14 protein-coding genes are annotated in these 13,054 nt (G+C 33.6%); 8 read left to right on the top strand and 6 right to left on the bottom strand.

Translation table 11 applies throughout. The features are described 5' to 3' along the window. Positions 1-25 precede the first annotated feature (25 nt). The gene (locus BUA73_RS04945; RefSeq protein WP_072903023.1) at positions 26-667 is read right to left on the bottom strand and encodes a PHP domain-containing protein; all 642 of its coding nucleotides are present in this window, start codon (positions 665-667) and stop codon (positions 26-28) included. 431 nt (positions 668-1,098) lie between these two features. Between BUA73_RS04945 and BUA73_RS04940 the strand changes: the two genes are divergently transcribed. Genes BUA73_RS04940 through BUA73_RS04930 form a run of 3 tightly spaced genes read left to right on the top strand, consistent with a single transcriptional unit; the run spans position 1,099 to position 4,766 of the window. Then, positions 1,099-2,166 carry an ABC transporter substrate-binding protein gene (locus BUA73_RS04940; protein ID WP_084672071.1) on the top strand — a complete coding sequence of 356 codons (1,068 nt, stop codon included), beginning with the start codon at positions 1,099-1,101 and terminating at the stop codon, positions 2,164-2,166. Beyond that, positions 2,153-3,826, top strand: coding sequence for an ABC transporter permease (locus BUA73_RS04935; RefSeq protein WP_072903022.1), 1,674 nt, complete (start codon positions 2,153-2,155; stop codon positions 3,824-3,826). The genes BUA73_RS04940 and BUA73_RS04935 overlap by 14 nt, the downstream gene beginning before the upstream one ends. Beyond that, positions 3,816-4,766: an ABC transporter ATP-binding protein gene (locus BUA73_RS04930; RefSeq protein WP_072903020.1), complete on the top strand. Its 951-nt coding sequence runs from the start codon at positions 3,816-3,818 to the stop codon at positions 4,764-4,766. Before BUA73_RS04935 ends, BUA73_RS04930 begins: the two co-directional genes overlap by 11 nt. Positions 4,767-4,807: 41 nt before the next feature. Here BUA73_RS04930 and BUA73_RS04925 read toward each other — a convergent pair whose 3' ends face one another. Then, positions 4,808-5,191 carry a hypothetical protein gene (locus tag BUA73_RS04925; RefSeq protein ID WP_143146973.1) on the bottom strand — a complete coding sequence of 128 codons (384 nt, stop codon included), beginning with the start codon at positions 5,189-5,191 and terminating at the stop codon, positions 4,808-4,810. A 205-nt stretch (positions 5,192-5,396) separates the two neighbouring features. Between BUA73_RS04925 and BUA73_RS04920 the strand changes: the two genes are divergently transcribed. Continuing rightward, the gene (locus BUA73_RS04920) at positions 5,397-5,933 is read left to right on the top strand and encodes a cysteine hydrolase family protein (RefSeq protein ID WP_072903014.1); all 537 of its coding nucleotides are present in this window, start codon (positions 5,397-5,399) and stop codon (positions 5,931-5,933) included. Between the two features lie 89 nt (positions 5,934-6,022). Here the strand turns inward: BUA73_RS04920 and BUA73_RS04915 are convergent, their stop codons facing one another. The 4 genes from BUA73_RS04915 to BUA73_RS04900 all read right to left on the bottom strand — a co-directional run bounded on the left by BUA73_RS04915 (position 6,023) and on the right by BUA73_RS04900 (position 9,640). Next, positions 6,023-7,045 carry an NYN domain-containing protein gene (locus BUA73_RS04915; protein WP_072903011.1) on the bottom strand — a complete coding sequence of 341 codons (1,023 nt, stop codon included), beginning with the start codon at positions 7,043-7,045 and terminating at the stop codon, positions 6,023-6,025. A gap of 78 nt (positions 7,046-7,123) precedes the next feature. Further along, a complete protein-coding gene (frlD, locus tag BUA73_RS04910) occupies positions 7,124-7,909 on the bottom strand; it encodes a fructoselysine 6-kinase (RefSeq protein WP_072903009.1) in 786 nt (261 codons plus the stop codon). A gap of 23 nt (positions 7,910-7,932) precedes the next feature. After that, a complete protein-coding gene (gene frlB / locus BUA73_RS04905) occupies positions 7,933-8,958 on the bottom strand; it encodes a fructoselysine 6-phosphate deglycase (protein WP_072903007.1) in 1,026 nt (341 codons plus the stop codon). 229 nt (positions 8,959-9,187) lie between these two features. Continuing rightward, a complete protein-coding gene (locus BUA73_RS04900; RefSeq protein WP_072903005.1) occupies positions 9,188-9,640 on the bottom strand; it encodes a DIP1984 family protein in 453 nt (150 codons plus the stop codon). Positions 9,641-9,893: 253 nt separating this feature from the next. Here BUA73_RS04900 and BUA73_RS04895 point away from each other — a divergent pair, with 253 nt between their 5' ends. From BUA73_RS04895 to BUA73_RS04880, 4 genes are all read left to right on the top strand, one after another. Further along, positions 9,894-10,241, top strand: a complete 348-nt coding sequence (locus BUA73_RS04895) for a hypothetical protein (RefSeq protein ID WP_072903003.1) — start codon at positions 9,894-9,896, stop codon at positions 10,239-10,241. Between the two features lie 66 nt (positions 10,242-10,307). After that, positions 10,308-11,948 (top strand): M3 family oligoendopeptidase, encoded by a 1,641-nt coding sequence (locus BUA73_RS04890; protein ID WP_072903001.1) that lies wholly within the window; start codon positions 10,308-10,310, stop codon positions 11,946-11,948. Between the two features lie 13 nt (positions 11,949-11,961). Continuing rightward, positions 11,962-12,219, top strand: a complete 258-nt coding sequence (locus BUA73_RS04885; protein ID WP_084672070.1) for a hypothetical protein — start codon at positions 11,962-11,964, stop codon at positions 12,217-12,219. 100 nt (positions 12,220-12,319) lie between these two features. Continuing rightward, the gene (locus BUA73_RS04880) at positions 12,320-13,021 is read left to right on the top strand and encodes a hypothetical protein (RefSeq protein WP_072902999.1); all 702 of its coding nucleotides are present in this window, start codon (positions 12,320-12,322) and stop codon (positions 13,019-13,021) included. Positions 13,022-13,054 lie beyond the last annotated feature (33 nt).

The following is a 13,054-nucleotide window of genomic DNA, read 5'->3' as shown; positions in this document are numbered from 1 at the left end:
CTTATTTTATTTTAGAAAGGAAGATCTATTTTAGTGTATCAAATATATTGATACGTTCGTAGTTATTGCCCTTTTTCATAACGGGACAATAATTTTTACCTTTTACGGCTCTTATAAAATCAGCTTCATTTTTTATGTCATCTTTAAATTCTGTGGCAAAGCAACCAACCTTTTTTGTTATGTGTGAGTCTCCAGCACCAAAGCAACCTAGGCCAAATTCCATGGCTATAGCATAAGCGTAAAGATTTGCATGGGGAGTTGTACTACCATTAAAAGTTTCCACGCCTGCTAAAAGACTATGTAGTTCTCTTATATTGTCTCCAAGACCTCTGTTGTTATTTCTGTAGGGATGAGCACATATTCCTATGCCGCCAGCGGCATTTACTATTTCTAAAAGTTCCTTTGCATGAAGCTTAGCTTCTGGAAGTTTCTCTAAACCAAATACTAGAATATCCCCTTCATATGTGAGGATTTCAGCACCTACTATTACAAGAAGGTCATTCATTAAAAAAGAGGAACCTAAATCTTTCCTCAAACCATTGCTATCGTGGTCGGTAACACATATGGCATGAAGTCCAGCATCTTTAGCGGCTTGAACTGCTTCTTCCAGAGACATAAGACTGTCGTCAGAATATCTATTTTCGTGTAAATGAGTGTCTATTATCATAATGCAACCTCCGGAATGTAATATGTAAATTGGCATTTTACAATTTGAATATTAATGCAATAATAATATTCTATCATAAAATAAACTAAATGAAATAACTTATTTTATGATATATACGCATTATTGAGAATACCATTAGGTAAATAATTAACTATAGGAAAACATAATAATACAAACATAATAGCATAAACAATTATATATTTGATTTCCCTATAGATAAATATATATTCATAGATAAAATCTATAAATCAATGGCAAAAATTAAAAGATTGTATAAGTTTTACTTCAAATAATATGATATAATAAATTCTGGCTGAAAAATATTAAAACAGTCACTAGAGGCGTGTCTCATGTTATCACCCTCCAATAAGAGAGGGTGTGTTACAACGGCTAGCCATCAGATAAAAAATAGAAGATAAAGGAGAATAAAAATGATTAAGAAAAGAAAGTTTCTTAGTGCAGTTATGGCAGGTATACTTTCCCTTTCCTTAATAGGATGCGGAAATAAAGTCAATGATACGACTAAAGATACAGCTAAAAAACCAGAAACAGAAAAAATAGAGGGAACTCTAAAAATCGTTACGACTTCAGAGGACTACAAAGAATTATTTGATAAATTTACAAAAGATACAGGTGTTAAGGTAGAATTCCTTTCTATGTCATCTGGTGAAGTTTTATCTAGAACTCTTGCAGAGGGCAATAAACCAATGGGCGATGTATGGTTCGGTGGTGGTGTAGATGCTTTCATGGAAGCAAAGGAAAAGGGCTTACTTGAGCAGTGTAACTTTGAAGGGGCAGATAAAATTGGTGCTAAATTCAAGGATTCTGAAAACTACTGGTTTAGCAAAGGCTTAACTATAGTTGGATTTATCGCTAACAATGATATACTAAAGGAAAAGAACTTAGAGGCTCCAAAGAAATGGTCTGACCTTACAGATCCAAAATACAAAGGAGAAATACTGATGTCTAACCCTGCAGTTTCAGGCACAAACTACGCTGTGGTAAATTCATTACTTCAGAACAAGGGTGATGAAGAGGGATGGAAGTACTTTGAGGAATTAAACAAAAACATTCCTTTCTACTCAAAGAGAGGTAAGGATCCAAACCAAAAGACTGCAGCAGGAGAAGTTGCTATAGGTATTACATACATAGACAATAGTGTTGAAAAATTAAAGGATGAAAAGAACGTTGAAATAATATACCCAGAAGATGGTATGCCTTGGATGCCAGACGGTGTAGCTGTATTTAAGAATGCTAGCAACACACCAGCAGCAAAGAAATTTGTTTCATGGGTATTTGAGGATAAAAATCTTAAAGAGTTAGCAAGAATAGATGGAAAATCTACAGTTAAGTTTGTGAAACCAAGTCTTGAAGGTGTAGAGCTTTCCGTATCTGAGGACAAATTGTTAAAACAGGATTTATCGCTATTTGGTAAGAACAGAAAAGCAGTACTTGAAAAATGGAATAAGATGGCTGGAGACAAGAGTGAGTCAAAATAACAGCAAAAAAAAGGTATCTGTAAGAGGTACCTTTTTTGATAGATTTTTTGAAAGAGGCCTGTTCATAATTGTAGTTTTACTAGTGTTAGTGTTCATCCTATGGCCTATTTTCCAAGTGATAAAGGAAAGCTTCTTACCAAACGGCGAATTCAGTTTTGATTTATATAAAAAGTTATTACAGGACAATAAAAAATTGATTTACAACAGTGTTTTTGTAGGTATTTTAACTACCATATGTTCTACAGCGTTATCTGTGTGCATCTCCATATATACCAGCTTTAGCAGTAGTCGTATGAAAAAAATAATGACAGTTATACTGTTAATTACAATGATATCGCCTCCTTTTGTATCTTCACTAGCATACATTGATCTATTCGGAAGAAGGGGCATCATCACTTATAGGCTTTTAAAACTCAGCATAAATCCATATGGATGGCAAGGCATAGTGCTCATGCAGACCATATCCAATGTGTCTATCAATAGCCTACTTCTAATGGGAATAATTCAGGGTATCGACAAAAATCTGCTTATGGCTTCCCAGGACCTTGGTTCCTCGCCAACTTATGCCATAAGAAAGATTCTTATCCCTTCCATGGTATCTGGTATTATTGTTTGTGCACTTTTAACTTTCATAAGATCTCTATCGGATTTTGGAACTCCTATGGTTATCGGTGGTTCCTTTGATGTGTTGGCAACAGAAGTTTATCTTAACATAATAGCAAATTCAAATATAGCCATGGCGGCTGCCATGAGTGTGCTCATATTGATACCATCCCTTATGGCCTTCTTTGTGTACCGTTATTATATGAAGCAGTCCACCATCAATATGGCTGGAAATAATAAAATAACTTCCAATGAAAGCGAATTCAAGTTAAAGGGTATATTAAAGGCTGTATTGCTTTTTATAACCATGTTTTATATAATATCTATGCTTTTACAATATGGAAGTATATTTATATCTTCTATTTCCAAATTCAAAAAAAATCAGTTCATGTTTACTTTGGATAACTATATAAAATTGAAAAACTATAGCGCGGACTGTTTTATAAGAAGCATAGTATACTCGCTTATTGCAGGAGTAGTAGGAAGTATTTTGGGTATGATGGTGGCATACTTCAACGAGAAGAGAAGGATACGTGGTATGGAAGTTGTGGACTTTATATCCACGTTGCCGTATATAATTCCTGGAACTTTCTTTGGTATAGGATATATTCTTGCTTTCAATGATGCACCTCTTGTTCTTACTGGCACAGCAACTATTGTTGTTTTGAACTGTGTATTTAAGCAAATGCCTATGACTACAAAGGCTAGTAGTGCAGTAATATCACAGATAAACGGAGATATTGAACAAGCAGCAAAAGATCTTGGTGCAGGGAATTTTCACGTCATAAAGGATATTATAATTCCAAATCTTAAAACGGCTTTTGTGGTTGGCTTTATAAACAATTTTACGGCAACCATGACTACAGTAGGGGCCATAATATTTCTCGTATATCCTGGACAAAAGGTGGCTACCCTTGAGATGTTTGATGCCATTCAAACAGGAAATTACGGTGTTGGAGCTGCCATAGCTACCATAATAATATTAGTGACTTTGCTTGTAAATATTATAGTATCAAAACTTGTACTGAGAGAAAGGAAGAGTGGCTATGTATCTTAAATTAGATGGCTTAAGCAAAAGTTTTGGAGATAAAAAAGTTTTAGATAACTTATCTTTAGAAATAAATCAAGGGGAACTGCTTTCGCTTCTTGGTCCCTCAGGGTGCGGAAAGACAACAGCATTGAAGCTTATCGGTGGATTTTTGAAAGAGGATTGTGGGAGTATACAGATTGATGGTGAAGAGATGACAGGTATGGTGCCAGAAACAAGACCTGTATCCACAGTGTTCCAATCCTACGCTCTTTTTCCTCACATGACCGTACTTCAGAATGTAATATACGGGTTAAAATTTAAGGGGTATAAAAAGAAAGATGCCATAATAGAGGGCGAAAAATATCTGGAAATGGTAGATCTTTTACCACATAAAAATAAGAAAATAGGCCAGCTTAGCGGAGGTCAGCAGCAGAGAGTAGCTCTCATAAGATCTCTTATAGTAAAGCCTAAGGTTCTTCTTTTGGACGAACCTCTAAGCAACCTAGACGCAAAGCTTAGAATAAAAATGCGTGAAGAGATAAAAGCTATACAAAAGAAATTCAATATTACAATGATTTTTGTAACCCATGATCAGGAAGAGGCCATGAGCATATCAGATAAAATAGCAGTAATGAACGTTGGAAAGCTAGAGCAGATGGGAGCACCAGAGGAAATCTACAATAAACCTGCCAATGCCTTTGTATTAGATTTTATAGGCAATTCTAACATTATAAAATCTGAGAAGGGAAAAACTATGTTTGTTAGACCAGAATGTATAACCATAACAAAAGAATGTGGAGATACATCTGGCAAGATAATTTCTAGAGTATTTATGGGCTCTTATATCACTTATATTGTGCAAACGGAGCATGGTGTAATAAATGTAAAGGAAACAGCAGGCCTTGATGGAATACACGAAATAAACGAAAATGTTAATTTAAGATTTGATAAAACAGGTGAGTTTTAATGAAAAGGAGTGAACTATAAAAGGTCCACTCCTTTTAAATTCTACTTCTTTTTCACATGCAAAAATTTATAGTCAGTAAGATTTTTACTCATGTTATTTATTAACATGCCATTTTCAAATGGGGCTGCATTTTCTTTAAATTCATCCAAGGATATGATTTCATAAGTATTATTGGAAAGTTTCAAATAAAATAGATACTTATCAATATACATCTCGCAATATAAGGTATCTTTTAATTCCTTAAGTATATTTTCTTGACTTTCTGTTAATTCTGATTCTGTTATGGAATATCCGTGATAAACAGTTGCCCCTTTTACATAGGGTACTCTATCTAGATTATATATTTTCCCATAAGCTGTAGAATCATACTCAGAGGATACTATTTTATTATCTATTAATTTCTGGGGAACATGAACATTGAACATATATTTTAATAATATTACAATATATTTAATAGTAGTATTACACAATATGCGCAATAAATCAATAGGAAACATTGAATCGTAGTAATAATCATGTATTTAGTCTATAATATAAGTAGATCATGAAGGAGGCGATGAGAATGGATTATAAACCACTTCCTATAGGAATAGATAACTTCGAAAAATTAACAACAAGGGGGAAATATATATGAAGAACAAAAAATTGTTGATTGTGGTTGACTTTCAAAAGGATTTTGTAAATGGAAGTTTGGGCTTTAAAGGTGCAGAAAAACTGTACCCAAGGATTTTAGATAGAGTAAATGAATATAAAGCTAATGGGGACTATGTGGTATTTACCATGGATACTCATGGAGAAGAGTATCTAAGCACCGTAGAAGGAAAATACCTACCCATAGAGCATTGTATTAAAGGCACAGAGGGTCATAAAATATACGGTGATGATTTAAAAGCTATTGCGGAAAATGACAATACAATAAAAATTTGCAAAGAGAAGTTTGGAACATTGGAGCTCATGAAATTAAGGGAGCAGTTCCAAGATGTAGGGGAAGTTGAGCTATGCGGAATCGATACAAATATATGTGTATTATCTAATGCAATAATTGCTCAGACTGTGTTTTCTGATTGTGATATATGCATAAGAAGGGAATTATGCGGAAGTGGCAATAAAGAATTAGAAGAAAAAACCTTTGAAGTCATGAAAAATTTGCAGATACAAGTTGTATAAGTAAATTTAAAGTTGGTCTAAAAAAGCTCCTTACTTATGGGCATAAAATTGCTGAAAGTAAAGAGCTTTTCTGTGTTTACATAATTAAATTACTTTATATAGATAGTATCATCTACTATGTTTAGTTCTGATATTTCTTGAATGTATTTAGAAAATTTAGAGTAACCGTAATCCCTAACATTGAAATCCTTATATTTAGAGTGTATTTTCCTACTCATTTCATTGAGGGAAATTCCAGAAGAGCCTTTACTTTTTACTATATTTACAATGAAATCTTGAATTTCTTCTTTCTTACTTGTATTGTCCATTAATTCCACTGTGATAATATTATTAATCCTTGTCATTCTTAGTGATGTAAACTCCTCAAGAAATTTAGAAAGTAAGCTGTATCCATAGTTTCTTACATCAAAATCTGGGTACATTTTCACAAGCCTACTGCCAATTTCCCCTAAGGTAGTGACTTTTTCTTCATTTTCATTTTCGGTTATTATCTTAGTAATTGTATTTTCAATGACTTTTTTATTTGTATTTTCTTCATTGCTGTTGGATATTGACTTCTTGTTTTTCTTAACTGAAACTCCACTTTTGCAAAGCTTATTTGTATCAGGTGACTTGGTGGTTTTACCCTCAGTTTCAAGGCTTTGTTCACCCTCATTGCTTATATTCTCAGACACATCTGAATCTAGCAATATATCTAAGCACGTAAATCTATCACAAGCCACTCTGAAGGGTTTAGGTGTTTTATCCTCACCCATGCCGATTACCATCATGCCGGATTCTCTTAATCTGCTGGCTAGTTTAGTGAAGTCACTGTCGCTAGAGGCTATGCAGAAACCATCTACACTGTTGGTGTAAAGAATGTCCATGGCATCGATAATCATGGCAGAATCTGTAGCATTTTTCCCCGTGGTATAGCTGAATTGTTGTACAGGATTTATGGAGTTTTCAAGAAGCTCGTTCTTCCAACTTGTAGTTGTAGATTTAGTCCAGTCACCGTATATTCTTTTATATGTAACCACTCCATATTTAGAAATCTCATCCAAAATGTACTTGATGTATTTTGCAGAAATGTTATCTGCATCGATCAGTAATGCAAATCTTTTATCATCCAATTTGCCCACTCCCTATGATTTTATTTAGTATATATTGTATCCTTCGTTAATAAATTTATTAATGAAAGTATTAAAAATCTACCATGCTCCGTGATATTGCAATGTGATAGAGGCATTTCTAGCTCCATTCTCCATGGATTTTTCAATAGTCCAACCTTTGCTTATTCCTTGAAGAAAACCGGCTATGTAAGAATCACCAGCTCCCATGGTGTCTTTCACAGTGCACGGAACAATACCATACTTTATGAAGGTGGATCCGTTGTAGCACAAACTTCCATTTTCGCCAAGGGTTACAATGATTAGCTTTGGACCAAGCTTTTTCATATCTTTCATGTAGCTTCGTATAAAATCATCATCGCCATTATCATAGGCAAAAAAAGCATAATCCACGTCTGCAATGATTTCTAGCACTTTTTCATCACCGACTTTAGTGGCAAAATCGAAAGCCACAGGTACATGACGCTGTTTGATTTTCCACAAGTCCTTTTCAACCATGCCCCATATACCTGAGATTACCATGTCATGAGAACACAGGAAGTCAATGTCTTCACTGGAAAGCTTGAACTGACATAGAACTCCCTCATGGTAGTCACCTAGTATTCGTTCTTCACCTCGTAGTTCAACTTCTGTCATGGCAGTGTCACCATGAAGGACCTTTATATGGGATGTATCTACTCCCTTTGATTGTATAGATTTTATCATAAATTCACCGTATGTATCGTCTCCAACAGCTCCAGTGTAGGAAACTTTTTCACCTAGACGTCTAAGGTATACAGCCACGTTTACAGGGTTCCCACCAGGGAACCCTTGATTCATACTTTTATAATAATCTATGCAGTTATCGCCAACTGTCGCAAACTTCACTTGAAACAGCCCCCTTCAGAATATTAATATTCTACAATACCACCATAATATCGTCTGCTGTCAGGGTTATGATCTTTTGCCATGGCCATATAGTAGTAGAAGTATTCTAGGGGTACAAATAAAATCATTGGCTCTAGCATAGGATGAAGCCCCTTATTATAATCAGCAGCATCAAAAATTATATAATCTTGAGTAAACTTCTTTACAAAATTGATAGTTCGCTCTGTAGTATGTCTTGAGCCATCAGTGCCTAGCATGAATACATAAGGAACGCCTTCTTGTACAACCTCTAAAGGTCCATGTCTAAATTCAGAAGCATTTAGCATACAACCATGAGTCCATGTGAATTCTAACATAGTGATGACGCCTTCTTTATATGCCAATGGTAGCATTGGGCCAGCTGCCACGGTGTATATGAAAGGCCATTTGCTAGCCAATATGCCAAGATCTTTTGATTTTTCTTCGGAAGATATTACAAGGTCAGCAAGAATATCCGGTAATTTCTTCATATCCATAAGAATCTTGGTAATATCACTGTTTTCTTTTACTGCGTTAATGTATTTGCATGCGATATAGTATGTAATAAGCAAGTGGATTTCCCAGATGCATTCCCCACCATAAGCTATGACATGCTCTGAAACATCTGCAAGAGCAGTGCCCGATTTATCACGGGTAACCCCTACAGTTATAGCCCCGGCTTCTCTGGCAAGCTTAATAGAATTTGAAACTTCCTCTGTGCTACCTGAATGAGAAACACCCACTACAAGTGTATGCTCATCTAATTTTGCAGGTGTCTGGTCAAGAAAATCCCAACCACTATACGCTTCACAAGGAATATCAGAATACCTATCAAATAACAGCTTTGCGGTCTGACATGCACAGAGTGGGGAGCCACATGCTACATAATAAACGCGGTTTATATTTCTCCTCATAAGTTCAACCACTATTTCATCTAATTCATGAAAATTCACTGCCATTACTTTTTTTACTTCGTCTACCATGTTGCTTGTGACAAGAAAATCAACGTTTTCCTTTCTTATATCCAACATAAGTTTAACCTCCATCTTAGAAGAAATATCCCCATACCCACCCTTATCTAGATAGTCAGCATCTGGTTGTAAAAGTACACTTTAAATTTTGCCCTTGTAACAATGCTGGACATAACTTTGATTATGCATAATGTCCCGATTTGCAATCATTATCCTGGATAAAATTTACCTACTAATTATACAATTAGTAATTATGATACTCGCCCCATCTAAATTATCCTATATATAACTATAATAATTCCGTAGTCCAGTTAAGTTCTTGCAATTTTGTATCTAGTTGTCGAAGTTCCTTAGATATTTTATCAACTTCAATTTGAAATTTGCGAACATCCACTGTGCTGAGAATGCGAATTTCCTTATTAGAATATCTATCAATTTTTTCGCTAGCACTGACGAGAAAATCCCTTAGTATAGAGGCTTTTAATGCCATGGCATCTCGTTTTGCAAGAAGTTCTGTTATGCTCATGTCATTATAAAAGGTTTTGCAATTAGTTGTGTTAATTCGCCCTATAATTTCTTCAAACTCTATTAAACATTGGTTTAATTCCGTAATTAAATCTTCAGGATCCTCAGCAGGTACATCATTTTCTTGCACCTTGGCATTGCTTAGTAGTCTCATCCTAAGTTGTGATATACGTTTATTTAAATCTGCTCTTAGATTTAGAGCTTCTGCCAGTTTCATTCTACCACCTCTTTATAATAAATTAGATACATATTTCCTATAATTTAATTATATCATATTGAGAAAATTAAAAACAGACTGCAAATTATTTCCTTTGTATGGTACAATGGGTACACTATTCTGGTATGGGTGACTATATTTTCCGTGATAAATATTGACTATAGTGAATATTTATTGTATTCTTAGAATAATACAAACGGTAAGAATGAATGTGGAGAAAAGAGTATGAAGAAAAATATTGGGGGTAAAAGGTATGGGCGAGAGAATAAAAAGAATATGTTGTATAGCAACTATGGTAAGTGTTTGTTTCATCAACGTGGCTTGTGATAAAAATGAGCAACCAGTAGTATATTCAGATAATAATTCCAAAATACAAACTGAGAACAACGGTAATACATCAGTGAAATCAAATGAAGCTAAAATTAGTGATGATGATTTAAAACAGGCTGAAAATGTTGTTACTCTGAAGGTTACCTACAAGTTAGAAACTACTAAAGAAAACGTACTAACAGAGCCAGACGGCATTCATACAAAGTGGACAACGCTATTGAAGGACGAAGAAACAAATAAATGGTCTATTTTATCACATTTGGGATATTAGAATTATAGATCAAAAACTATGATATGCAGTACAGTGGGAAAACTATTTTTATAGGATGGGGAACGGATGAAATTCAAAGAGATAATATATAAGAGGCCTGATATTGATGACTTCAAAATTAAAGTAGAAGGTATGATGGAAGAGTTCGGGAAAGCAGAATCATTTCAGCAGCAAAAAAATATTATTGATAATATAAATTCATTAAGAAATAATATTTTAACCATGTGTACAATTGCAGAATTGAGAAATTATATAAATATGAGTGATGAGGAGTATAGTAAAGAAGTTGACTATATAAGTGAAAAGTGGCCCAAGTACGAGGTTGCTCAGAAAATATTTTACAAGGGGTTATTAAGTTCAAAATATTACACTGAAATTGTTAATTGTTATGGCAAGCAGTTTCTTAGTATTGCAAAAACTGCTATAAAAACTGTGACAGAAGATGTGGTTATTGATATGGCAAAGGAATCTAACTTACAACGTAAATATACAAAGCTTATGGCTCAAGCTACTATTGAATACAATGGAGAACTAAAAAACATAAATCAATTAAAAAAATTTTGTATGTCTAGCCATAGAGAGACAAGAAAATATGCTAGTGAAAAAAAATATGAACTGCTAGAGATGTGTTCTAATGATATAGATGAAATATTGGATGAGTTGATAAAAGTTAGAACTAGGATTGCAAAAAAAATGGGATATAGTTCCTTCACCAAATTAGCTTATGACAGATTAAATAGGGTAGATTATTGTGAAGAGGATATAGAGAAATTTAGAAACTTAATAGTAAAATATATTTTGCCTATTTGTAAAACAATTATTATAGACGAGAAAAAAAGATTAGGGGTAGAGTCTTTAAAATACTATGATGAAGAAATAAGTTGTGACACTCTAAAAATATATAATGTTCAGGAGTTAAAGGATAAATTTCAGTGTGTATGTAATAAGCTATCTGAGCAAACTAAAGATGTATATAGATTTATGAAAGAGAATGAACTTATGGATTTAGAGCCTAGAGATGGCAAAGCAAGACTAGCTATGTCTACTTATTTGTGTGATTATAAAAGCCCTTTTATAGTGGCAAATCTAAGTGGTATAGAAGACGATTTCAGAGTATTGGCGCATGAATTTGGTCATGCATTTCAAATGTATATTTCAAATTTAGATAATAAAATACCTGAATATATACTTCCAACAAAAGAAGCAGCAGAAATTGCTTCTATAACTATGGAATTTCTAGTATGTCTTCATATGGGCAATGAATTGGAGGACTCTGAAGAATATAAAAATAACCAGATACATCAAGTTATGAAATGGATGCCGTATAGAGCGTGTATTGATGAATTTCAACATTGTATATACAACGCTTATAATATGACCAAAGATGAGAGAAAAAAATTATGGAGTAAACTAGAAAAAAAGTACATGCCATTCATTGATTATGACCATAATGCATTTTTGGAACAAGGCAACTTTTGGAAACAACAATCTCATATATTTACATTACCATTTTATTATATTGACTATGCATTGGCTCAAATATGTGCGTTAAACATATGGGAGGTTGCGGAAAAAGATGGTGGAAAGGCATGGGAAAGTTATATGAATATATGTAAAAAAGGTGGAAGCCTTTCATTTATGGAATTATTGAAAATAGGCAATATTTCTTCACCATTTGAAGAAGAAACATTTAAAAAATTTATATAGGGGTTGAGTAGATATGGGTTATAACAATTACGAGAAAGATTATAATCATAACGTGAAATATGGGGGTCATGGGGATAATAATGACGTTGTTTCTATTGGCACATGGATAGCCATATTAATTTTAACGGCCATACCAATTTTAAATATTATTGGATTGTTGGTTATGGCATTTAGTCAAGGCAATAAGAATATCAAAAATTTTGCGAAAGCAACATTGCTTGTTGCAGCAATTTTGGTCATATTCGGTATGATGTTTAAGGCATGTTTATAGAAATAGCTAGAAAGGTACTTTAAATTTAGCACATTTGAGCATGACAAAAAACCTTTTTAGAGAAGGAAAATTTTTAATATTGGTATTAGGAGGAATTAATGTGAAAAAAGTGTATTCGTTTTTAGCTTTAACAATGATTTTAGTGTTTATTTCTAGTGGATTTGCTTTTTCTACTAATAAAAATGATATTCCAGAACCAATAATTAAGGCTGCTAATGAAGGATTAGTTTTTGTCTCAAAGGAACTTAGTGCTAATCCAACGCTTTATGGACTTGATAGTAGTGTTGATGTTAAAAGCATTAAACTAGGTGAGGGATTTAATCTTTATTATCCTAAGAAAGATAAAATTAATAAAACTGATACAGATAGTTTAATAGATGTATCTGATAAAAGTAATTTCTGGTTATTCACAGTTAAAGCTAATGGAAAGCCAGCAATTTTTCTTACTGTAGGATACGATTACGATAACGGTGAGTATGATGTTGCTGAATTTGGAGGTAATTCACAGGTATTTGAAGAAACATTAGCAAATTTTAAAAATGTAACAAATAATGAAAAGCCTAAAGTTGTTAAAATTCGAAGTGATTACTATTTGGTGAATAAAACAGAGCTTGGTGAATCGACATTACCATCAATATCAGAAGAAAGATCAAAACAATTTAACAATAAAAAATTAGTTAATTCTAAAGATATTATTAATGAGTTAAAGGACTATATAAAACAATCAAAAGATGGCGGCCGTGGTACTTCTACACAAGTACCTAAGCAGACTAAAAATAATATCCCAATTTTGGAAGCTTAATCATTACTCGTAGTTGGAGTAATATCCTTGAAA

The sequence above is a fragment of the Hathewaya proteolytica DSM 3090 genome (assembly GCF_900142225.1).
In the GTDB taxonomy this organism is placed as follows: Bacteria; Bacillota; Clostridia; order Clostridiales; family Clostridiaceae; genus Hathewaya; species Hathewaya proteolytica.
Note: the sequence above shows the minus strand (reverse complement) of the source record. Positions and strands in the feature narration are given on the sequence as shown.